The sequence below is a fragment of the Microbacterium meiriae genome (assembly GCF_040685015.1).
In the GTDB taxonomy this organism is placed as follows: Bacteria; Actinomycetota; Actinomycetes; order Actinomycetales; family Microbacteriaceae; genus Microbacterium; species Microbacterium meiriae.
Genome location: NZ_JBFBHD010000001.1, coordinates 714,723 through 736,008, shown reverse-complemented (window position 1 = coordinate 736,008; position 21,286 = coordinate 714,723). Strand labels below are relative to the sequence as shown.

The window sequence follows — 21,286 nt, the reverse complement described above, 5'->3', positions numbered from 1 at the left end:
AGCTGTGCCCCGGGATTACGTGCGGGGCTCCGTGGCGGCCTCGCGGGCGGCCTTCGAGGCGGGGGAGGCGGCACCGATCTTCCAGTAGCCGCAGAAGCTGACGGCGTTCCTGTCGACGCCGCGCTCGCCGACGAGCTGCTTGCGGACGCCGGAGGCCAGCGCCTGCTCTCCCGCCGCGTAGGCATGGAACGGCGCGGCGGGCAGAGTGGTACGAGCGAGGGCGTCCAGAGCGAGGGCCCCGGGCGGAATCTCCTGAGGCCGCACGACCCACACCACCTCGAGCCCCGACGGGTGCGCGAACTCCAGGGCGTCCTCCGCGGACGGGACTTCGATGATCGCCGTGCCCGAGGAGTCGGTCGGCAGGGAGGCGCTGATCGACGCGATCGCGGGGAGGGCGGTCTCGTCACCGACGAGCACCACCCGATCGGTGCCCCGCGCGGGGTTGAATGTCAGGCCCTCGTCGATGATGAGGACGTGCTCGCCGGGGGCGCACGTCTCCGCCCATCGGGACGCCGGACCGGCGGTGCCGTCGGCCGCCGAGCCGTGCAGGACGAAGTCGACGTCGAGCTCGGCGCCGATCTCGGCCGTGGCCGGGCGGTAGGCGCGCACGGTGTAGTTGCGCATCACGGGGCGCTCGCCGTCGGGGATGCGGAGGAACTTCAGGTACCCGAACATCCGGTTCGCCTTCGCGGGCACCCGCTCCAGCCCCGCCTCGCCGCCGATCGGCAGGAACAGCCGGAACCACTGGTCGTAACCCATCGGGCGGAAGCGGTCGATCTCGCCGCCGCCGAGGGTCACCCGCACCCAGTGCGGCGCGAGTCGTTCGGTGCGGAGCACGGTGAGGTGCAGGAGCTCGGCCGTCTCCGGCTTGACCATCTTGCTGAATGCCATGCGGGCACCTTTCAGGGGAGCTGCCAGGGGAAGAAGACGACGAAGATCGCGGCCGACACGGCGAGCATGACCACGGTGAAGACGGTGTCCCTCGTGCGGAACGGCACGAGGTGCCGCTCGGTCCGCGTCGGATGCGCGCCGAACGCCCGGGAGTCCATCGCGAGGGCGACGCGCTCCGCGTGCCGGATGGCGCCCGCGAGCAGCGGGACGATGTACCCCCAGCCGCGGGCGATCCGCGCGAAGGGACCGCGGCCGCCGTGGTAACCGCGCACCCGGTGCGCGGCGCGGATGACGGCGAGCTCGTGCCCGAACCGGGGCACGAAGCGGAAGGCGGCCAGGGCCGTGTACCCGATGCGGTACGGCACGCGCAGCTGCTGCACGCTCGCACGCACGAGATCGGAGCCGCTGGTGGTGAGGCCGCCGACCAGCGCGAGCGCGACGATCGATCCGAGCCGGAGCGCCGTGGCGAAGCCGATGAGGAGGGCGCCTCCGTAGAGGGTCCAGTCGCCGATCGTCACGACGGGGGCTGTGTCGGCGACCAGGGCCGCGTCGACCCACAGCGAGAAGCCGACGCCGATCGCGAGCATGCCCGCGGGCAGACCGAGCAGGAGCAGCGCGAGGAGGCGGCCCGTCACCCGCGCCCCGACGAGGATGAGGACGTACGCGAGCACGAGGAAGGCGGCCGGGGTGGCCAGGTCGCGCACGAAGACGAGGAGCAGCATCGCGGGGGCGAAGCCGGCGACCTTCGCCAACGGATTGAGGCCGTAGAGGAACTGCCGCCGCGAGGTGGCCGCGAGCGGCGCATACGGATCGAGCGTGGACATCGTCACGGTGTCACCTCCCACCCGGCCTCGGCGAGCACCCGCTGCAGGGCGGGGACGCGCAACCCGGCGGAGGGGAGGATCGCGGGATCGGAGAACAGTGCCGCCGTGGGGCCCGCGGCCCGGACCCGCCCGTCGGCGAGGACGACCGTGTCGGTGGCGTGCTCCGCGACGAGCTGCAGATCGTGGGTGACGATGACGACGGTCGTGCCGTCCGCCCGGAGACTCTCCAGCAGGTCCAGGAGCTCGGCGGCCCTGGCGCGGTCCTGCCCGAAGGTGGGCTCGTCGAGGGCGAGGACGGGAGGACGGGTGATGAGGGCCGTGCCCACCGAGAGTCGTCGCTTCTCGCCGCCGGAGAGGAGGAACGGGTGCACGTCAGCCTTGTGCGTGAGCCCGAACCGCTCGAGCATCTCCGTCACGCGAGCGCTGACCTCGTCGTCCGGCACATGGCGCAGCCGGAGCCCGTGGGCGAGCTCGTCGAACACGGTGGCGGCGATGAACTGGTGCTCCGGGTTCTGGAACACGAAGCCGATCCGGGCCGCGAGATCCCGGGGGGAGGCGGTGCCCGGGTCGATGCCGTCGACGGAGACCCGGCCCTTCGGCGGGGGCACGATCCCCGCGAGGGCCTGGATCAGCGTGGTCTTGCCCGCGCCGTTCGCCCCGACGATCGCGGTGAGACTCCCCGCGGCGATGTCGAGGTCGACCCCGTGCAGGATCTCGGTGCGGCGCCGCGAGACGGTGAGGCCGCGCGCCCGGATGATCGGCTCCCGGTCGACGGCGGGAGGAGCGTCGGCGAGGATCGAGGACGCGCGGGCCGGACCGGCAGGCAGGGCCGCGGCCAGTGCCTCGGGCGTCAGCGGCAGCGGGTCGAGGACGATCCCCCGGTCGCGGAGGCGGAGCGCAGCGAGCGTCGCGGCGGGCAGCCAGACCCCCATCGCCACGAGCTCGTCGGCATGCGCCCGGATGGTCTCGGCGGCCGGACCGTCGAAGACCACCCGGCCCTCGCGGTCGAGCACGACGGTGCGCGTGACGAAGCGCATCGCCGCATCGAGGTTGTGCTCGACGAGGAGGATCGCCCGGTCCCCGGCGGCCACGACCTCGGTCAGCGCCGCATACACGTCGTCGATCCCCTGCGGGTCGAGGTTCGCGGTCGGCTCGTCCAGCACGATGAGAGGGGAGTCCATCGCGAGGGCGCAGGCGATGGCGAGACGCTGTCGGCCGCCGCCGGACAGGTGGTCCGGGTTGTCGTCCCGGCGCTCCCACAGGCCCACCCGCCGCAGCGCATCCTCGACGCGGGCCCGCACGGTGCCGAGCGGGAGCAGGAGGTTCTCGGGGCCGAAAGCCACCTCGTCGTACACCGTCCCCGTGACGATCTGGGCGTCAGGGTCCTGGAAGACCATGGCGACGTGCGTGCTGAGCGTCGCGGTGTGCGCGGTGGTCGTGTCGACACCGCCGGCCTCGACGGAGCCGGACATGGTCCCGGGGAGCGCGTGCGGGATGAGGCCGTTGAGGGCGAGCGTGAGCGTCGACTTCCCGGAGCCGGACGGGCCGAGCAGCAGCACGACCTCACCGGGGTCGATGTCGAAGGTCACGTCACGGGGCGACGGATGCGCGGCATCCGCGTGGGTGAGGGTGAGCTCGCGCACGCGGAGGAGAGGCGCGGATGGGCGCACGGCAGGTCCCGGGTTCGACGGAGGGTGTGCCTCTAACTTAGCTGAGCCTTACCTGTGTTGCCAGCAGGGCACGTGCGCGATCAGCGGCGTGCGACGCCGGCGGTGCGCAGCGCCGAACCGATGGCGAGGCCGATCGCCGTCCAGGCCACCGGGCCGAGCACGGAGATCGTCAGGTACAGCAGCTGGGCCCAGAGCGGCAGGACCGCGAGGTTCGCCGCGAAGAACACCGCCACCGCCACGACGACGCCGATCACGACCGCCGAGACGAAGAACCGCCAGGCGCCCCAGGAGCGATAGCGGGTGAGGGCGGCGACACCTTCCTGGATGAGGCCGAACAGCAGCGCCGTGCCGATGAACCGCAACGACCACGCCGGGTTGAAGGCGCTCGCGATGAGCGCGGCGAACACGTGCGTGATGAGTGCCACGAGCGGCAGCCGCAGCACCTCCTGCGCGATGATGCCCGGCAGCACGTGCGAGCCCAGCACGAGGCCGTAGAGGAACAGCAGCGGGCTGGCCAGGAGGAGGGGAGTGACCCATCCGGCGATGCCGCCGAGGATGCCCGTGGCCACACCGATCGCTGCGCAGATCAGCAGCACTCTGGTCGACAGGACGGAGGTACGGGCCACGTCTCCAGCCTACTGGCGACATTCGGAGAGCCGGCCGTCGTCCACCCTGACCGATCGGCGCGATCGGGATTCGACCATCGTTCAGTTCTCGATCCGGCGCCGAGGAGCGGGTCTATCGTGAGCCGCGGTGCGGCAACGAGGCGGCATCGGGATCATCGGATCATCAGGAGCGAGATATGGGTCGAACACCCCTTCGGATCGCAGCAGCCACCACCCTGGCGACGCTGTTCATCGCATCGACGGCAACCGCAGGCTACGCAGCGACCGGGGAGGTGACGCACCCCGTTCCGGTCGCGGGGACCCCCGGGCACTACATCGTGATCATGAAGGCCGATCCCCTCGCCAGCTACGAAGGCGACGTCAAGGGACTCAAGGCGACGAAGCCCGACGAGGGCGAGCAGCTCGAGACGCAGTCGCAGGACGCGCGGCGGTACGTCAAGCACCTCGAGTCCGAGCAGAAGAGCCTCATCAACGACGTCGGCGTCACGCCGGACACGACCTACCAGGTCGTGCTCAACGGGTTCAGCGCCGACCTCTCGGGTGAGCAGGTGGACCAGCTCCGTGCCTCGAAGGACGTCCTGGGGGTGTATCCCGACGAGATCCGTCACCCCGATGCGCAGACCTCCACGGACTACCTCGGCCTCGGCGACGACCGCAAGGGCCGTGGCGGGGTGTGGCAGCAGACCGGAGGCGTGAAGAAGGCGGGCGAGGGTGTCGTGGTCGGCGTGATCGACACCGGCATCGCTCCCGAGCACCCCTCGTTCGAGGGCAAGAAGCTCAAGCAGCAGAAGAAGCAGAACAGCCGCCACAAGGGCACGGATCCCTATACCGACGGCACCTACGTGTACTTCGACAAGTCCGACGGCGGACAGTTCCGCGGCGCGATGGTCGACGGCCAGGACTGGGACGAGCGCGACTACTCCACGAAGCTCATCGGCGGGCAGTACTTCTTCGCGGGAGCGCAGGCCGCCGGGTTCGACTTCCAGTACGACTACCTCTCCCCACGCGACGGCGATGGCCACGGCTCGCACACCGCGAGCACCGCCGCGGGCGACTTCGGAGTGGAGGCCGCGGTCGAGGGCGTCGACTTCGGGACCATCTCGGGCGTCGCGCCCGCAGCGAAGGTCGCCGCGTACAAGGCCTGCTACGTCGGTCCGGACACGACCGTGACCACCGATGACATCTGCGCGCTGAGCGACCTCGTCGCCGCGATCGATCAGGCCGTCGCCGACGGTGTCGACGTGATCAACTACTCGATCGGCGGCGGCGCCGCGAGCACCGTGATGGCCCCGGAGGACCTCGCGTTCCTCAACGCCGCGGCCGCCGGCGTCTTCGTCGCGACCAGCGCCGGCAACGACGGTCCCGATCCGGTCACCGCCGACCACGCCTCGCCGTGGTACACGACGGTCGCCGCCTCCACCATCCCGACGTGGGAAGGCACGGTGCAGTTCGACGGCTTCGAGGAGGCCGGGGCATCGGTGAGCGTGCCGTTCGGGGAGAGCGTCTCCGGGCCCTCCATCGCCGCCGTGGATGCCGCGGCGCCCGGTGCGGTGGATGCGCAGCTGTGCCTGCCGGGCACCCTCGACCCGACGAAGGTCGCGGGGCACATCGTGGTCTGCGACCGCGGCGGCAACGCGCGCGCGGAGAAGTCCCAGGTCGTGAAGGACGCCGGAGGCATCGGCATGGTGCTGGTGAACGTGCCCGGTGGCGCGGACTCGCTGGACAACGACTTCCACGCGGTGCCGACGGTGCACCTGAACGCCGTGCACCGCGCAGCCGTGCTCGCCTACGTGCAGGGCGGTGTCGATCGGCCGATCACCCTCGTCGGTGAGAACACCACCGGGGTGACCACCCCGACCCCGCAGATCGCCGGCTTCTCGAGCCGTGGGCCGGTCCTGGCCGACGGCACGGACGTCCTCAAGCCGGACATCGCCGCTCCCGGCGTCGCGATCCTCGCCGCCACGCACAATGCCCCGGGTGAGGACCCGACCTTCGGCATCCTCTCCGGGACCTCGATGGCCTCCCCGCACATCGCGGGCCTCGGGGCGCTGTACCTCGGGGAGCACCCGAGAGCGACTCCGGCGGAGATCCGTTCGGCCATGATGACCACCGCGTACGACACGGTGCTGCCCGACGGCTCGAAGAACACGGACCCCTTCGAGCAGGGTGCGGGGCAGATCGACGCGAAGCGCTACCTGAACCCGGGCCTGCTGTACCTCAACGGCTTCAAGGACTGGGCGGCCTTCCTCGACGGGAAGGGGCTGTCGGACTTCCCCGGCATCGACCCCATCGACGGCAGCGACCTGAACCAGGCATCGATCTCCATCGGCTCCCTGGCCAGCGCGCAGACTGTCACCCGCTCGGTCACCTCGACCGAGAAGGGCGTGTTCACCGCGAAGGCCTCGGTCCCGGGCGTGAAGGTCACCGTCACTCCCTCTCAGCTCGCCTTCGACAAGCCGGGACAGACGAAGACGTTCACGGTCACGTTCGACAGCACCACCGCTCCGGTCGAGCAGTGGGCCACCGGCTCCCTCACCTGGACGAGCAAGAAGAACACGGTGCGCTCGCCGATCGCGGTGTTCCCGGTCACGGCGGATGCCCCGGCCGAGGTCACCGGCAGCGGCGTCGACGGCACCACGACGGTGGACATCATCCCCGGTCTCGACGGCGACCTGGCGCTGGGCGTCTCGGGTCTCACCCCGTTCCAGCTGCTCAGCGACCCGGACAACCCCGTCGAGGGGCACTCGGGGAACGAGAACTCGGGGGACGCGAACAAGGACGTGTCCTGGATCGTCGACGTGCCGGAGGGCGCCACGCTCTCCCGGTTCGACCTCGACTCGTCCGACGACGAGGGCAGTGACCTGGACCTCACCGTCTACCGGGTGGTGAGCCCCGACGACCTGCGCTACTACGAGCGCTGGCAGTCGGCCACGGGCTCGGCCGACGAGCAGGTCACGATCCCCACGCCGACTGCGGGCACCTACCTGGTCGTGGCGAACGTGTACTCCACCACCGGGCCGATGACGTGGGACATGACCTACGCCAACGCGCTCCCGGACGGGGAGGGCTCGTTCACCGCGACGCCGAACCCGATCGCCGCGGTCCGCGGGCAGGAGACGAGCTACGAGCTGAGCTGGACCGGTCTGACCGCCGGGACCCGCTACCTCGGACTCGTCCAGTACGGGGACTCGGCCGTGCGCACCGTGGTGACGGTCACGACGCCCGCGGAGGTCGCGCCGACGCCGACCCCCGCGCCGAAGCCGTCGCCGACTCCCGAGCCGTCGCCGACCCCGGATCCGACTCCCGCGCCGGAGCCGACCCCGGAGCCGACCCCGCCCCCGGAGACCGACGCCCCCGGGTGATCCGGGATCGTCTGCACGACTCAGGCACGGCCGCACGACGGAATCCGTCGGGCGGCCGTGCCGTCGTCTCCGGGTCGTGCATCCGGTCGGGGCGGGGACTGCCGGGCATCCGTTCGTCGCATGGCCGCCGCCGCTCGTCGCAGCGTGCCCGGATCCGGGTGCGACGGCGGGACGCACTCCCTACCGTGGGGAGACGCAATGATGCGCCCCCAGAGGAGAACCCCATGACCGCACCTTCGTCGCGCCGCCGCGACGGCGCCGGGCTCGTCGACGACGACCCCGTCATCGAGACCGACCCGAACCTCCCACCCGTCGCCCTCTCCGCGGAGCACGAGGCCAGGAGCCGCCGCTGGACCCTGCCGAAGATCCTGCTGTGGACGGCCATCGCCCTCCTCGGCGGCGTCGCCTGGGTGATGCTCGCCATCGTGCGCGGCGAGACCGTGAACGCGATCTGGTTCGTGTTCGCCGCCGTCTGCACCTACCTGATCGGCTACCGCTTCTACTCGAAGGTCATCGAGCGGTACATCACCCGCCCCGACGACCGCCGGGCCACGCCCGCCGAGGTGAAGCAGGACGGCAAGGACTACGTCCCCACCGACCGCCGGGTGCTCTACGGCCACCACTTCGCCGCCATCGCCGGCGCCGGCCCGCTCGTCGGCCCCGTGCTCGCGGCGCAGATGGGCTACCTCCCCGGCACCATCTGGATCATCGTGGGCGTCGTGCTCGCGGGAGCCGTGCAGGACTACACGGTGCTCTTCTTCTCGATGCGTCGCGGCGGCCGGACCATCGGCCAGATGGCGCGGCAGGAGCTCGGCAAGATCGGCGGCACTGCGGCGATCATCGCCTCGCTGCTCATCATGCTCATCATCGTGGCGATCCTCGCGCTCGTCGTCGTCAACGCGCTCGGCGAGAGCCCGTGGGGCGTCTTCTCCGTCGCGATGACCATCCCGATCGCCCTCTTCATGGGCGTGTACCTGCGCTACCTGCGTCCCGGCAAGGTGACCGAAGTCTCGATCATCGGCTTCGTGCTGCTGATGGCCGCGATCATCGGCGGCGGCTGGGTCGCCGGCACCGAGTGGGGCCAGGCGATCTTCCACCTCGACCGCACCACGATCGCGTGGGGCATCATCATCTACGGGTTCATCGCCGCGGTGCTGCCGGTCTGGCTGCTGCTCGCGCCCCGCGATTACCTCTCCACGTTCATGAAGATCGGCGTCATCTTCATGCTCGCCGGCGCGATCATCCTCGTGCGGCCGGAGATCTCGGTCCCCGCGGTCAGCATCTTCGGCGAGAACGGCATGGGACCGGTGTTCGCGGGTCCGCTCTTCCCCTTCCTGTTCGTGACGATCGCGTGCGGCGCGTTGTCCGGATTCCACGCGCTGATCGCGTCGGGCACCACACCGAAGCTCGTGGAGAAGGAGCGGCAGACCCGGTTCATCGGCTACGGCGGCATGCTCATGGAGTCGTTCGTCGCGATCATGGCCCTCGTCGCCGCGATCTCGATCGACCAGGGCATCTACTTCGCGATGAATGCCCCCGCCGCCGCGACCGGGGGCACCGTGGAGGGAGCGGTCGCCTTCGTGAACTCGCTCGGGTTGACCGGGGTGAACCTCACTCCCGACATGCTCACGGGCACGGCTGCGGCGGTCGGCGAGGAATCGATCGTCTCGCGCACCGGTGGCGCTCCGACGCTCGCGCTCGGCCTCGCCCACATCATGCAGCAGGCCCTCGGCGGGCAGGCGCTCATGGCGTTCTGGTACCACTTCGCGATCATGTTCGAGGCGCTGTTCATCCTCACAGCGGTGGACGCCGGAACCCGAGTCGCGCGCTTCATGCTGCAGGACTCGATCGGCGCCTGGTTCCCGAAGTTCCGCGACGTCTCCTGGCGTCCCGGGGTGTGGATCTGCACCGCGATCATGGTCGCCGGCTGGGGAGCGATCCTCATCCTCGGCGTCACCGACCCGCTCGGCGGCATCAACACCTTCTTCCCGCTGTTCGGCATCGCGAACCAGCTGCTCGCGGCGATCGCGCTCGCCGTGGTGCTGGCCATCGTCGCCAAGCGCGGACGCAGCTACTTCCGGTGGCTGTGGATCATCGCGCTGCCGCTCGCTTTCACCGCGGTCGTCACCATCACGGCCTCGCTCTACAAGATCTTCTCGCCGGTGCCGGCGATCGGGTACTGGGCGAACCACTTCCGCTACCTGGAGGCGCTGAACTCCGGTGACACCACGCTCGGCGCACCGGAGGTGCTGCAGGCCGTCATCCGCAACACCGCGGTGCAGGGCACGCTGTCGATCATCTTCGTGGTGCTCGCGATCATCGTCATCGTCATGGCCGTCATCGCGACTGCGAAGGCGATCCGCAACGGCGGCGGCGAGAACACCGAGGACCCGCCCGTGCCGTCGCGCCGCTTCGCCCCGGCCGGGTTCCTCCCCGACGCGGAGGAGCGCGAGCTGGAGAAGCAGTGGGAGCCGATCCTCGCCGAAGAGCGCGCGGCGGCACGGCACTGAGATGACTCACGCGATGGATCGGACGGATGCCGCGACCTCCCCGCTGCGGGCGCTGTGGAGCGCCCTCGGCCGGGTCGGCCGCGGCATCCGCTGGTACATGACGACGCTGATGGGCGACACCGCGTACGCCACGTACGTCGCCCATCACCGTCGGCATCATCCGGGCGAGGAGCCGCTGACGGAGCGGCAGTTCTGGCGTCAGCGCATGGACGACCAGGACCGCAATCCCGGTGCCCGCTGCTGCTGACCCTTCGACAGGCTCAGGGCCCTTCGACAGGCTCAGGGACCCAAGGTGGGTCGCTGAGCCTGTCGAAGCGCGGGTCGCTGAGCCCGCGCGCGCGTCCGTAGGCTGAGCGCATGAACGACGTCGTCCTCGCCGCGGTCCTCGGCGCGCTCGGCGGGATCGCCCTCACGGCGCTGCTGCTGCTCGCCCGCCGGTTCGCGCGCGGGTCCGCCGACCTCGGCAGCGAGGCGGAGCAGGGGGCTTTGCGTGCGCTGCATCAGGCGAGCCTCGCCGCCCCGCACCTCCGCGGCGGACTGACCGGGCCGGATGCGGTCAAGGCCGCCCGGCACCTGCGGGCCCTGCTGGGCAGCGCTGCGGTCGCCATCGTCGGCGACGACGACACGGTCACGCTCGACGGCGCCGCGGACGGGCTCGAATCCGCCGCCGTGCGCATCGCCGCCCAGGTGCGCGCGTCCGGGCGACGGCAGGTGTTCCCCGCCCCGTCGCGGACGGACGACCTGGAGGCGGTCGGCGCGCCCATCCTCGTCGACGGGGTGCCGGTCGGGGTGGTCGTCGCCTTCGCATCCCCGGTGCGCGCTGCGCTCGTGCGGGCGGCGGAGGAGGTCGCCGACTGGTGCGCGGCGCAGGTCGCGCTCGGCGGACTCGAGGCCTCGCGCACCCAGCTCGCCGAGGCGGAGCTCCGGGCTCTGCGCGCGCAGATCTCCCCGCACTTCATCTACAACGCCCTCACTGCGATCGCGTCGTTCATCACGACCGACCCGGACCGGGCCCGCGACCTCGTGCTCGAGTTCGCCGATTTCACCCGATACTCCTTCCGTCGCCAGGGGGAGTTCACCACGCTCGCGGAGGAGCTGGGCAGCATCCACTCGTACCTCGAACTGGAGCGCGCGCGATTCGGCGACCGCCTGCGGGTGACGCTGCAGATCGCACCGGAGACGCTCGCGACGGTCATCCCGTTCCTCTCGGTGCAGCCGCTCGTCGAGAACGCCGTGCGGCATGGCCTGGAGCCGGGGGAGGGCGGCGGCGAGATCCGCATCACCTCCCGCGACGACGGCACGCACACCGAGATCCTCGTCGAGGACGACGGCGTGGGCATGGACCCTGACGGCCTGCGCGCGCTGCTGACCGCGCGGGAGGAGGGCGGTCACGTGGGTCTGCGGAACGTCGACACCCGGCTCCGTCAGGTCTATGGAAGCGGGGGCGGACTGGTCGTCGAGACCAACGCCGGCGCGGGTACCCTGGTGCGCATGCGAGTCCCGAAATCGCAGCCCCTCCACGACCCGGACGACGACTGAGGAGCGGCATGATCGACGTCCTCGTCGCCGACGACGAGCAGCCGGCCCTCGACGAGCTCGTGCACCTGCTGCGTGCCGACCCGCGCATCGGCGAGATCCTCACCGCGGCAAACGGCGCCGACGCGCTGCGTCAGCTCTCCGCGCGTGCGGTGCGGATCGCCTTCCTCGACATCCACATGCCCGGCCTGCTCGGCACCGAGCTCGCCCGCGCGCTCCTCGGTCTCGCGGAACCGCCCGCCGTCGTGTTCGTCACCGCGGACGAGGCCCGCGCGGTCGAGGCGTTCGAGCTGCGCGCCGCGGACTACCTCCTCAAGCCGGTCCGGCGGGAACGGCTGCGGAGCGCCGTGGACAGGGTGGTCGCGCAGGAGGCCACCCCGCGTAGCGAGGACGAGGTGCTGCCGGTGACGGTGGGCGCCGCGGTGCGGTTCGTCCGCCGCAGCGACGTGCGCTGGGTGCAGGCGCAGGGCGACTACGCGCGACTGCACACCGAGGACGACGGCCCCGGCCACCTCGTGCGCGTCCCCCTCTCCGAGCTCGAGACCCGATGGGCGCCCGTGGGGTTCCTCCGCATCCACCGTTCCACGCTCGTCCGGATCGCCGCGGTGACCGAGGCGCGGCTGTCGGGCGGGGAGCCCACGGTCGTCGTCGGCGCGGCCGTGTTGCCGGTGAGCAGGAGGCTCGTCCCCGCGGTGCGGGAGGCCCTCGTGCGGGGCGAGGGGACGGCATGACCGAGGCGCCGAAGCGGGTGCGCGTCACGGCGGACGCCCCGCCCCGTCGCTCCTCCGCCGCCACGCGGGGGATCGCGCTGCCCGGCGCCCCGGTCGCGGAGGCCGATGCCGTCTACGCGCGCGCTCTGATGCGCAGCCAGCTCCGGCTCGCCCTGGGCACCGTCGCCGGCTTCGTGGTGGTCGTCGTCGCTCTGGCGCTCGGGATCGCGCTCATCCCGGAGATCGACGCCGTCGTCCTCGGCGGGCTGCCGCTGTCGTGGCTTCTCCAGGCCTTCGCGTTCTACCCGGTGATCCTCGTCTTCGCGGTGCTGTACGTGCGCACGGCGGTCCGCAACGAGCGGCGGTACCGCGCCCTGCGGGACCGCGAATGAACGCCGTGCTCGACCTCGTCGGCGTCGCCCTGGTCGTCATCGCCACCCTCCTCATCGGCGTGTACGGGCTGCGGGTGTCGCGCACGACGAGCGACTTCTTCGTGGCGTCGCGTACGGTGCGTCCGGTCTGGAACGCCTCGGCCATCAGCGGTGAGTACCTGTCGGCCGGCACCTTCCTCGGCCTCTCCGGGCTGGTGCTGCTGGACGGCGCCCGCGGGTTCTGGTTCCCCATCGGGTACGCCGCGGGGTATCTGCTCGTGCTCGTCTTCGTCGCCGCGCCCCTGCGCCGCAGCGGGGCGTACACGATCCCGGACTTCGTCGAGGCCCGGCTCGACTCGACGGCCGCGCGCCGGGTCACCAGCCTCGCGGTGCTCATCATCGGCTGGCTCTACATCGTGCCGCAGCTGCACGGCGCGGGCATCACGCTCGTCGTGGTCGCCGGGTTGCCGGAGTGGGTCGGAGCCGTGACGATCGCGGTGCTCGTGGCGGCGGCGGTCGCCGCGGGCGGGATGCGCGCGATCACCTTCGTGCAGGCATTCCAATACTGGCTCAAGCTCACGGCGCTCCTCGTGCCGGTGGTGTGCATCGCGTTCGCGCTGAGCGGCGGCCCGCACGATTTCGATCCCGCGCTCGTCTTCCCCGCGGAGGCCGGGCCGTCGGGCTTCGACGCCTACGAGACAGCGTCGCTGCTGCTCGCCCTGCTCCTCGGCACGATGGGTCTGCCGCATGTCCTGGTGCGGTTCTACACGAGCCCGACGGGGGCCTCCGCGCGGCGGACGACCGTGATCGTCATCGCCATGGTGAGCGCGTTCTACGCCGTGTCGAGCGCGATGGGGCTCCTGGCGCGGATCGCCGCCCCGGACCTCGCGCGGCCCGGGATCGCCGACACCGTGGTGCTGCAGCTCCCGTCGCGGGTGTTCCCCGGGCCGGCCGGCGAGCTGCTGACGGCCCTCATCGTCGCCGGGGCCTTCGCCGCGTTCCTGGCGACCTCGGCCGGACTCGTGGTCTCGCTCGCGGGGGTCATCAGCCAGGACGTCTTCTCCGGCTCCGTGCGCTCCTTCCGGCTGTCCGCGGTGGTGTGCGCGCTCGTGCCGCTGGGGGTCGCGCTGCTCACGGTCCCCGCGGGGCTCGTGTCGAGCGTGGGGGTGGTGTTCGTCGTGGCGGCGTCGACGCTCTCGCCCGTGGTGCTGCTGGGCGTGTGGTGGCGGGGCCTCACCGCGCGTGGGGCGGTCGCGGGCATGGTGTGCGGCGGTCTCGCGACCGGGCTCGCCCTGCTCGTGCACGCCGCCGTGGACGGGGTCGGCGTCGCGGCGCCCTACCTCGCGCAGCCCGCCGCCTGGACGATCCCGCTGGCGACCGGGGTCACGGTCGCCGTGTCGCTGCTCGACCCCCGCGGACCCTCACCCCGCACGGACCGCTTCCTCGCGCGCGTGCACACCCCCGACCGCGCCTGAGTCTGCTTCTGCGTCCCGGAACAGGCGATCACGCGGGTTCAGGCAGGTGAAAGCCAATCGAGCCTGAGCCCGCGCGAGTGCCTGAATCAGCGGGAGGGGCTGTGCGGGAGAGGGTCAGAGGGTGCGGCTGCGCGGCATCAGGCGCACCGGAGGGAGCGGCGGCGCGGGGATGCGCTGGTCATGCCCCTCGACGACGCCGAACCGGGGGGACGCGGCCTCCCAGTCCTCGCGGGCGGCGACGATCTCGTCGTGGGAGCGCCCGGCGAAGTTCCACCACATGACGATCTCGTCCTCGAACGGCTCACCCCCGAGGAGGAACAGCAAGCCGCCCTCACTGCTGGTCACCTCGACGCCGTCGCGGGAATCACCGAGATAGAGCATGTCGTTGCGGGTCATCGCGTGCTCCGGGACGGCGGCGTCGCCCTCGACGAGGAGCAGCGCGTGTTCCCACTCGGGCCGCAGCGGCAGGCGCACGGCGGTTCCAGCCGGCACGACGATCTCCGCCCCGACGATCGGTGTGTGCACGGTCGCCGGCGAGTGCACGCCCGCGAACTCGCCGAGCACGACCGTGGCCGTGGCGTCCGATCCGGTCGCGGACGGCAGCGTCGTCGTCGGCAGATCGGTGTGCCGCTCGAAGCCGCCGTCGCCGTGGCGCGCGTACTCCGGGAGAACGACCCAGAACTGCAGCGCGTCGAGCGGGACGGGGCCGTCACCGACGGAGTACTCCGAATGCGAGATGCCGTTGCCGGCGGTCATGAGGTTGAGCTGTCCGCGCCGGAGGTCGGCGTCGCTGCCCAGCGAATCGCGGTGCCGGATCTCGCCGACGAGCGGCCAGGTCACCGTCTGCAGACCGATGTGCGGGTGCGGCTCGACACGCATCCGGGTCTCGGCCGGGCCGAACCGGTCGAGGAAGCACCACGCGCCGATGGTGGGGAGGTTGCGATGCGGCAGCACCCGCAGCACCTCCATGCCGCGCACGCCGCCGAGCGGGACCGCCCGCGGCTCGAGGACGAGGCGGCGCTGCCCGATCATTCCGCCCTGCCCGTGGGGTCCTCGTCCGCGCCGGTCGGCTCCTCCTGCACCGGGGCGTCCGCCGTCGAGCCCGGGCGCTGCGGCCAGCGGATCTCGGCGCCGGGCACCTCGTGCGTCTGGAGGTACTTCGCGATGTACGGGCAGAGCGGCACGATCGCGTCGCCCGTCGACGCCACGTCGGTCAGCGCCGCCGCGGCGAGCTTCCCCGCGAGGCCCTGGCCCTGGAACGCCGGGTCGATCTCGGTGTGCAGGAACCGGATCGCGCCGGGGCGGGTGTCGAACTCGGCGAACCCGGCCAGCACGTCATCGGAACGGATCTCGTAGCGGGAGGCCTCGTCGTTGCGGGTCACGGTGATGTCGGTCATCGGATGCTCCTTCCGGCGTCTGGAACCAACCTACGCCCGGGATCGGGGGTGCGGGCCTGTGGACGTCGCCGTGCCGCTGTCCGTCGGGGTGATTACGCTGGAGGGATGCCGCAGACTCCCCGTGATCCGTACGACGGATGGATCCCCGAGCCGGACGCGGCATCCGACCAGCCCTGGGACGACGGGTGGGAGCCGACCGAGCCGCCGGAGCCGATGGACTGGGAGCCGCAGGGCGCGGGCTTCGAGCCGCCCCTCGACTGGGGTCCGGGCCCGACGACCGCGGTGACCACCGCGCCGGCCGTCCGCCGCGCCACGCCCAGCCGGTATGCGACGGCCCGCGAGGCATTGCACACCGTGTTCGGCTACGACGACTTCCGCGGCGACCAGGCGGCCATCGTCGAGCAGGTCATCGGCGGCGGCGACGCCGTCGTCCTGATGCCCACCGGCGGCGGCAAGAGCATCACGTACCAGGTGCCGGCACTCGTCCGCGAGGGCACCGGACTGGTCATCAGCCCGCTCATCGCGCTCATGCACGACCAGGTCGACGCGCTGCGCGCCAACGGCGTGAAGGCCGCGTACCTCAACTCCACCCAGTCGATCGAGGAGCGCCGCGAGGTCGAGCGCGCCTACGTCGCCGGAGAGCTCGACCTCCTCTACGTCGCCCCGGAGCGGCTGTCGGGCGCGCAGACGACCTCCCTCTTGCAGCGAGGCACGCTCAGTGTCATCGCCATCGACGAGGCCCACTGCGTGTCGCAGTGGGGTCACGACTTCCGGCCCGACTACCTCGCGCTCGGCGACCTGGGCGAGCGGTTCCCCGGCGTGCCCCGCATGGCCCTGACCGCGACCGCGACGCGGGCCACGCACAAGGAGCTCACCGAGCGTCTGCACCTCGACGCGGCGAAGCACTTCGTCGCGAGCTTCGACCGCCCCAACATCCAGTACCGGATCGTCCCGAAGGTCGACCCGCGCAAGCAGCTCGTGCAGTTCATCCGGTCGCAGCCGGAGGGCGCGGCGGGCATCGTCTACGCCCTCAGCCGGAAGTCCGTCGAGCAGACGGCGACCTATCTCGCCGCGCAGGGTCTCGACGCGTTGCCGTACCACGCGGGCCTGCCCGCCGAGGTGCGGGCGGCGAACCAGTCGCGCTTCCTCCGCGAAGACGGCGTGGTGATGGTGGCGACGATCGCGTTCGGCATGGGCATCGACAAGCCCGACGTGCGCTTCGTCGCCCACATCGATCTGCCGAAATCGGTCGAGGGGTACTACCAGGAGACCGGCCGCGCCGGCCGCGACGGCGAGCCGTCCGTGGCGTGGATGGCGTACGGGCTCGGCGACGTCGTTCAGCAGCGCCGTCTGATCGATCAGAGTCCCGGAGACCGCACGTTCAAGATGCGCATGGGGCAGCACCTCGACGCGATGCTGGCCCTGTGCGAGACGGTGGAGTGCCGCCGACAGAACCTCCTCGGGTACTTCGGTCAGGACTCGCAGCCCTGCGGCAACTGCGACACGTGCCTCGACGACACGGCGACCTTCGACGGGCTCGTCCCCGCGCAGAAGCTGCTGTCCACGATCGTGCGCCTCAAGCGCGAGCGGAATCAGGCCTTCGGCGCGGGCCACCTCATCGACATCCTCCGCGGTGCCTCGACCGAGCGCATCCGCCAGCAGCGGCACGACGCCCTCGCGACCTACGGCATCGGCGCCGACCTCTCCGACCAGGACTGGCGGAGCGTGGTGCGCCAGCTCCTCGCCCGGGGCATCCTCGTCGCGCAGGGCGACTACGGCACGCTCGCGCCGGGGGAGGCGGCGGCCGGGGTGCTGCGCGGCGAGACCGCGGTGCCCCTCCGGAAAGACACGATCGGACGCCCGTCCTCACCGTCCCGCGCCCGGAAGGCGAGTGCCGCCGACGCCCTCGACGCCGGAGACCGGGAGCTGTTCGAGGCGCTGCGGGCCTGGCGGGCCGAGACCGCCAGGGAACAGGGCGTCCCGGCGTACATCGTCTTCGGTGATGCCACGCTCCGTGCTCTCGCGGAGCATCGTCCCACGTCGCACGCCGACCTCAACGGCATCACCGGCATCGGTGCGAAGAAGCGCGAGGCCTACGGCGACGGCGTGCTCGCCGTCATCGCCGGCTCCTGACGTCGACCCACCCCCTTCCGTTCGAGCCACCCCTTCGCGGACGCCCGCAGGGGGCCGGGGCGCACGGAAGGGGGTGGGTCGACGAGCCGAACCTGTCGCGAGCCGACAACGACGGGCGCGGACGGGGCGGCGGGGGGTTGGAGGATGCGGACAGGGGACTTCGTGTCGTTTTGTCGCACACCTACCATGAGAGGCATCCACCTTCGTCTCTCCGAGAGGAACGCTCATGGTCGACGCCGCCGTCCGCCCTTCGACGACACCTGACCCGCGCGAGAGCGCGACCGCCCCGCGGATCGATGTCGCCCGCCTGAACGACGCCCTGATGGGCACCTGGGGCGACGTGCGCCGCCAGGCCCGCGAGATGATCAAGGATTCCGCATTCTGGCGGAAGGACGAGCTCGGCAAGGACGACCACCGCGAGCGGGTGCTCAGCCAGCTCCACCTCCTCGTCGACAACAAGGCCGTGCACCGCGCGTTCCCGAAGCGCTTCGGCGGCGAGGAGAACAACGGCGGCAACATCGCCGGATTCGAGGAGCTCGTCGCCGCCGACCCGAGCCTGCAGATCAAGTCGGGCGTGCAGTGGGGCCTCTTCGGCTCCGCGATCCTGCAGCTCGGCACGAAGGAGCACCACGACACCTGGCTCCCCGGCGTCATGGACCTGTCGATCCCCGGTGCGTTCGCGATGACCGAGATCGGGCACGGCTCCGACGTCGCCGCCGTCGGCACGACCGCGACGTACGACCCGGAGACGGAGGAGTTCGTCATCCACACGCCGTTCCGCGGCGCGACGAAGGAGTACCTCGGCAACGCCGCCCTGCACGGCATCGCCGCGACGGTCTTCGCCCAGCTCATCACGAACGGCGTCAACCACGGCGTGCACTGCTTCTACGTGCCGCTGCGCGGCGAGGACGGCGTCGACCTCCCCGGCATCGGCCGCGAGGACGACGGCCTCAAGGGCGGACTCAACGGCATCGACAACGGCCGTCTCTCCTTCGACCAGGTGCGCATCCCGCGCACGAACCTGCTCAACCGCTACGGCGACGTCGCCGCGGACGGCACCTACTCGAGCGCGATCGACAGTCCCGGCCGCCGCTTCTTCACGATGCTCGGCACCCTCGTGCAGGGACGCGTCTCGCTCGACGGCGCCGCCTCCTGGGCCTCCGCGCTCGGTCTGCACATCGCGATCACCTACGCCACGCAGCGTCGCCAGTTCGACGGTGCGGACGGGCAGGAGGTCGTGCTGATGGACTACGGCAAGCACCAGCGCCGTCTGCTCCCGCGCCTGGCCACCACGTACGCGCAGATCTTCGCGCACGACGAGTTCCTGCAGAAGTTCGACGGCGTGTTCTCCGGTCGCACCGACACCCCGGACGACCGGGAGGACCTGGAGACGCTCGCGGCGGCGCTCAAGCCGCTGTCGACCTGGCACGCGCTCGACACCCTGCAGGAGGCCCGCGAGGCGTGCGGCGGCGCCGGCTTCATGTTCGAGAACCGGCTCGTCGGGCTCCGTGCCGACCTCGACATCTACGTCACGTTCGAAGGCGACAACAACGTCCTGCTCCAGCTCGTGGGCAAGCGGCTGCTGACCGACTACGCGAAGCAGTTCCAGGGCAAGGACGCCGCGGCGCTCGCGCGCTACGCCGTGGGGATGACCGCCGGCAAGGTGTTCCACGGCGCCGGCCTCCGTCAGCTCGGTCAGGCGGTGACCGACTTCGGTCAGGTCGCCCGGTCGGTGGAGCGCGGCCTGCGCGAGGAGCAGCAGCACGACCTCCTCGCGGGCCGCGTGCAGCAGATGGTCGCCGACATCGCGACCCGGCTGCGCGCCGCCGGCAAGGACAAGGTGCTCGGGGCGCGGCTGTTCAACGAGAACCAGGCCGAGCTCATCGAGGCGGCCAGGGCGCACGCCGAGCTCCTGCAGTGGGAGGCCTTCACCGACGCCGTCCACGCGATGGACGACGCCGAGACGAAGAAGGTCATGACCTGGCTGCGCGACCTCTTCGGACTGCAGCTCATCGAGAAGCACCTCGCCTGGCACCTCATCCACGGACGGCTGTCCACCCAGCGGGCCGCGGCGGTGTCGAGCTACATCGATCGGCTGTGCGCGCGGCTGCGTCCGTACGCGCTCGACCTCGTCGACGCGTTCGGGTACGAGCCCGAGCATGTGCGGGCTCCCATCGCGAGCGGTGCGGAGAAGCAGCGGCAGGACGAGGCCCGTGCGTACTACGCCGACCTCGAGGCCGCCGGTCAGGCGCCCGTCCTGGAGAAGACCCTCAAGCGGCAGAAGCGCTGAGTGATCGGCCCGGGCCCTCCCCACACGGCCCGGGCCCTCCGGACAGCGGATTCATCGACGGAGGCGGATAGTCTCGGCGAGTACCGACCCGAGGAGCATCATGACGACCGTCACCGCCTACGCCGCCCCCGCCGAAGCCGCCCCGCTGGAGAAGACCGTCATCGAGCGTCGGGAGCTGGGCCCGCACGACATCCTCATCGACATCGCCTTCGCCGGCATCTGCCACTCCGACATCCACACCGTCCGCGGCGACTGGGGTCCGCAGCAGTACCCGCTCGCCCCGGGGCATGAGATCACCGGAACGGTCGCCGCGGTGGGCGCCGAGGTCACGAAGCACGCGCTCGGCGACCGCGTCGGCGTCGGCTGCCTCGTGAACTCGTGCCGGGAGTGCGTGTACTGCCTCCGCGGCGACGAGCAGTTCTGCACGCAGGGCGCCGTCGGCACCTACGGGGCGGTCGACCGCGACGGGACGATCACCCAGGGCGGCTACTCGCAGCAGGTCGTCGTCACCGAGGACTTCGTGCTGCGCATCCCGGATGCCCTGCCCCTGGACGCGGCGGCTCCGCTGCTGTGCGCGGGCATCACCACGTACTCGCCGCTGCGGCATTGGAAGGTCGGCCCCGGCACGCGCGTCGCGGTGGTCGGACTCGGCGGCCTCGGTCACATGGGCGTTCAGATCGCACACGCCCTCGGCGCGGAGGTGACCGTGCTGTCGCAGACGCTCTCGAAGCAGGACGACGGCCTCCGCCTCGGCGCCGACCGCTACTTCGCGACGAGCGACCGGGAGACCTTCCGTGACCTGCGCGGCTCCTTCGACGTGATCCTCAACACCGTGAGCGCCGTCATCGACCTCCGCTCCTACCTCGGGCTGCTCGACGTGGACGGCACCATCGTGTGCGTGGGTGCTCCGGCGGAGGCCCTCGCCCTGAACGCGGGGTCGCTGATCGCCGGACGACGCTCCATCGCCGGCTCGAACATCGGCGGCATCAGGGAGACCCAGGAGATGCTCGACTTCTGCGCGGAGCACGGCATCACCGCGCAGATCGAGGTCATTCCCGCGTCGGCGATCAATGAGGCGTACGAGCGGGTCCTCGCGTCCGACGTCCGCTACCGCTTCGTCATCGACGCCGCCACCTTCGCCGACTGACCCCGCCCGGTCCCGGGTCCGTCCGCTGACGGTCGCCGTCCGCTCCAGTACGGGATCAAAAGCGGGCCTCCGGCCCCTGCCTGAGGAGCGATTTCCGTCCCGGCCCCGGTCCCGGTCCGGTCCGACGCGGGATCAAAAGCACGCCTCCGCGGCCTGCATAAGGAGCGACTTCCGTCCCGCGACCGTCGAGTCCCTGGGCCGGGACGGAAAAGTCTCCGAATGAGGACCGCGCAGGTACAGTTCTGATCCCGCGCTGCTCTCGTGAGGGCCCCGCGCGTCCCCTGCGGAGAACTGCCTACGCGCTCGGTGCGGGATGGGAAAGGGGCCGCGGGGTTGTTCCGGGA

At 71.4% G+C, this 21,286-nt stretch carries 16 protein-coding genes; 10 read left to right on the top strand and 6 right to left on the bottom strand.

Translation table 11 applies throughout. The features are described 5' to 3' along the window. Positions 1 to 15: 15 nt before the first annotated feature. The 4 genes from AB0N68_RS03710 to AB0N68_RS03695 all read right to left on the bottom strand — a co-directional run bounded on the left by AB0N68_RS03710 (position 16) and on the right by AB0N68_RS03695 (position 4,011). Positions 16 to 891 carry a siderophore-interacting protein gene (locus AB0N68_RS03710; protein ID WP_280569085.1) on the bottom strand — a complete coding sequence of 292 codons (876 nt, stop codon included), beginning with the start codon at positions 889 to 891 and terminating at the stop codon, positions 16 to 18. Between the two features lie 11 nt (positions 892 to 902). Next, entirely contained in the window at positions 903 to 1,715 is an 813-nt protein-coding gene (locus AB0N68_RS03705) for an energy-coupling factor transporter transmembrane component T (RefSeq protein WP_280569119.1), read from the bottom strand. A 2-nt stretch (positions 1,716 to 1,717) separates the two neighbouring features. Continuing rightward, complete coding sequence (locus tag AB0N68_RS03700; protein ID WP_280569082.1) at positions 1,718 to 3,385, bottom strand: ABC transporter ATP-binding protein; 1,668 nt, start codon at positions 3,383 to 3,385, stop codon at positions 1,718 to 1,720. 80 nt (positions 3,386 to 3,465) lie between these two features. Further along, positions 3,466 to 4,011 carry an ECF transporter S component gene (locus tag AB0N68_RS03695; protein ID WP_187663132.1) on the bottom strand — a complete coding sequence of 182 codons (546 nt, stop codon included), beginning with the start codon at positions 4,009 to 4,011 and terminating at the stop codon, positions 3,466 to 3,468. 176 nt (positions 4,012 to 4,187) lie between these two features. On the opposite strand from AB0N68_RS03695, the gene AB0N68_RS03690 reads away from it, so the two are divergent. From AB0N68_RS03690 to AB0N68_RS03660, 7 genes are all read left to right on the top strand, one after another. Next, positions 4,188 to 7,373 carry a S8 family peptidase gene (locus AB0N68_RS03690; protein ID WP_280569079.1) on the top strand — a complete coding sequence of 1,062 codons (3,186 nt, stop codon included), beginning with the start codon at positions 4,188 to 4,190 and terminating at the stop codon, positions 7,371 to 7,373. A gap of 224 nt (positions 7,374 to 7,597) precedes the next feature. Next, a complete protein-coding gene (locus tag AB0N68_RS03685; RefSeq protein WP_292795845.1) occupies positions 7,598 to 9,883 on the top strand; it encodes a carbon starvation CstA family protein in 2,286 nt (761 codons plus the stop codon). Between the two features lie 13 nt (positions 9,884 to 9,896). Then, a complete protein-coding gene (locus AB0N68_RS03680) occupies positions 9,897 to 10,130 on the top strand; it encodes a YbdD/YjiX family protein (RefSeq protein WP_232089162.1) in 234 nt (77 codons plus the stop codon). Positions 10,131 to 10,240: 110 nt separating this feature from the next. Beyond that, positions 10,241 to 11,422 carry a sensor histidine kinase gene (locus AB0N68_RS03675; protein WP_259952797.1) on the top strand — a complete coding sequence of 394 codons (1,182 nt, stop codon included), beginning with the start codon at positions 10,241 to 10,243 and terminating at the stop codon, positions 11,420 to 11,422. 8 nt (positions 11,423 to 11,430) lie between these two features. Then, positions 11,431 to 12,150 carry a LytR/AlgR family response regulator transcription factor gene (locus AB0N68_RS03670; protein WP_259952791.1) on the top strand — a complete coding sequence of 240 codons (720 nt, stop codon included), beginning with the start codon at positions 11,431 to 11,433 and terminating at the stop codon, positions 12,148 to 12,150. Continuing rightward, a complete protein-coding gene (locus tag AB0N68_RS03665; RefSeq protein ID WP_280569199.1) occupies positions 12,147 to 12,521 on the top strand; it encodes a heavy metal transporter in 375 nt (124 codons plus the stop codon). The genes AB0N68_RS03670 and AB0N68_RS03665 overlap by 4 nt, the downstream gene beginning before the upstream one ends. Continuing rightward, on the top strand, positions 12,518 to 13,975 hold the full coding sequence (locus AB0N68_RS03660; protein ID WP_280569197.1) for a sodium/solute symporter: 1,458 nt from the start codon (positions 12,518 to 12,520) through the stop codon (positions 13,973 to 13,975). Before AB0N68_RS03665 ends, AB0N68_RS03660 begins: the two co-directional genes overlap by 4 nt. 114 nt (positions 13,976 to 14,089) lie before the next feature. Here the strand turns inward: AB0N68_RS03660 and AB0N68_RS03655 are convergent, their stop codons facing one another. Both AB0N68_RS03655 and AB0N68_RS03650 read right to left on the bottom strand, forming a co-directional pair. Then, positions 14,090 to 15,007 carry a pirin family protein gene (locus tag AB0N68_RS03655; RefSeq protein WP_280569195.1) on the bottom strand — a complete coding sequence of 306 codons (918 nt, stop codon included), beginning with the start codon at positions 15,005 to 15,007 and terminating at the stop codon, positions 14,090 to 14,092. Beyond that, the gene (locus tag AB0N68_RS03650; protein ID WP_259952781.1) at positions 15,004 to 15,372 is read right to left on the bottom strand and encodes a GNAT family N-acetyltransferase; all 369 of its coding nucleotides are present in this window, start codon (positions 15,370 to 15,372) and stop codon (positions 15,004 to 15,006) included. Before AB0N68_RS03650 ends, AB0N68_RS03655 begins: the two co-directional genes overlap by 4 nt. A 105-nt stretch (positions 15,373 to 15,477) precedes the next feature. Here AB0N68_RS03650 and recQ point away from each other — a divergent pair, with 105 nt between their 5' ends. The 3 genes from recQ (at position 15,478) to AB0N68_RS03635 (ending at position 20,942) form a co-directional block, all read left to right on the top strand. Further along, positions 15,478 to 17,505 carry a DNA helicase RecQ gene (gene recQ, locus AB0N68_RS03645; protein ID WP_280569190.1) on the top strand — a complete coding sequence of 676 codons (2,028 nt, stop codon included), beginning with the start codon at positions 15,478 to 15,480 and terminating at the stop codon, positions 17,503 to 17,505. 226 nt (positions 17,506 to 17,731) lie between these two features. Further along, on the top strand, positions 17,732 to 19,795 hold the full coding sequence (locus AB0N68_RS03640) for an acyl-CoA dehydrogenase family protein (protein ID WP_280569187.1): 2,064 nt from the start codon (positions 17,732 to 17,734) through the stop codon (positions 19,793 to 19,795). Between the two features lie 100 nt (positions 19,796 to 19,895). Next, positions 19,896 to 20,942, top strand: a complete 1,047-nt coding sequence (locus AB0N68_RS03635; protein ID WP_280569184.1) for an NAD(P)-dependent alcohol dehydrogenase — start codon at positions 19,896 to 19,898, stop codon at positions 20,940 to 20,942. The last annotated feature ends 344 nt before the right edge of the window (positions 20,943 to 21,286 follow it).

What these genes read in the sequence shown, in the direction of transcription:
- AB0N68_RS03710 (WP_280569085.1), bottom strand. Translation starts at nt 891, where the DNA reads ATGGCATTCAGCAAGATGGTCAAGCCGGAGACGGCCGAGCTCCTGCAC.
- AB0N68_RS03705 (WP_280569119.1), bottom strand. Translation starts at nt 1,715, where the DNA reads ATGTCCACGCTCGATCCGTATGCGCCGCTCGCGGCCACCTCGCGGCGG.
- AB0N68_RS03690 (WP_280569079.1), top strand. Translation starts at nt 4,188, where the DNA reads ATGGGTCGAACACCCCTTCGGATCGCAGCAGCCACCACCCTGGCGACG.
- AB0N68_RS03685 (WP_292795845.1), top strand. Translation starts at nt 7,598, where the DNA reads ATGACCGCACCTTCGTCGCGCCGCCGCGACGGCGCCGGGCTCGTCGAC.
- AB0N68_RS03680 (WP_232089162.1), top strand. Translation starts at nt 9,897, where the DNA reads ATGGATCGGACGGATGCCGCGACCTCCCCGCTGCGGGCGCTGTGGAGC.
- AB0N68_RS03675 (WP_259952797.1), top strand. Translation starts at nt 10,241, where the DNA reads ATGAACGACGTCGTCCTCGCCGCGGTCCTCGGCGCGCTCGGCGGGATC.
- AB0N68_RS03670 (WP_259952791.1), top strand. Translation starts at nt 11,431, where the DNA reads ATGATCGACGTCCTCGTCGCCGACGACGAGCAGCCGGCCCTCGACGAG.
- AB0N68_RS03665 (WP_280569199.1), top strand. Translation starts at nt 12,147, where the DNA reads ATGACCGAGGCGCCGAAGCGGGTGCGCGTCACGGCGGACGCCCCGCCC.
- AB0N68_RS03660 (WP_280569197.1), top strand. Translation starts at nt 12,518, where the DNA reads ATGAACGCCGTGCTCGACCTCGTCGGCGTCGCCCTGGTCGTCATCGCC.
- AB0N68_RS03655 (WP_280569195.1), bottom strand. Translation starts at nt 15,007, where the DNA reads ATGATCGGGCAGCGCCGCCTCGTCCTCGAGCCGCGGGCGGTCCCGCTC.
- AB0N68_RS03650 (WP_259952781.1), bottom strand. Translation starts at nt 15,372, where the DNA reads ATGACCGACATCACCGTGACCCGCAACGACGAGGCCTCCCGCTACGAG.
- recQ (WP_280569190.1), top strand. Translation starts at nt 15,478, where the DNA reads ATGCCGCAGACTCCCCGTGATCCGTACGACGGATGGATCCCCGAGCCG.
- AB0N68_RS03640 (WP_280569187.1), top strand. Translation starts at nt 17,732, where the DNA reads ATGGTCGACGCCGCCGTCCGCCCTTCGACGACACCTGACCCGCGCGAG.
- AB0N68_RS03635 (WP_280569184.1), top strand. Translation starts at nt 19,896, where the DNA reads ATGACGACCGTCACCGCCTACGCCGCCCCCGCCGAAGCCGCCCCGCTG.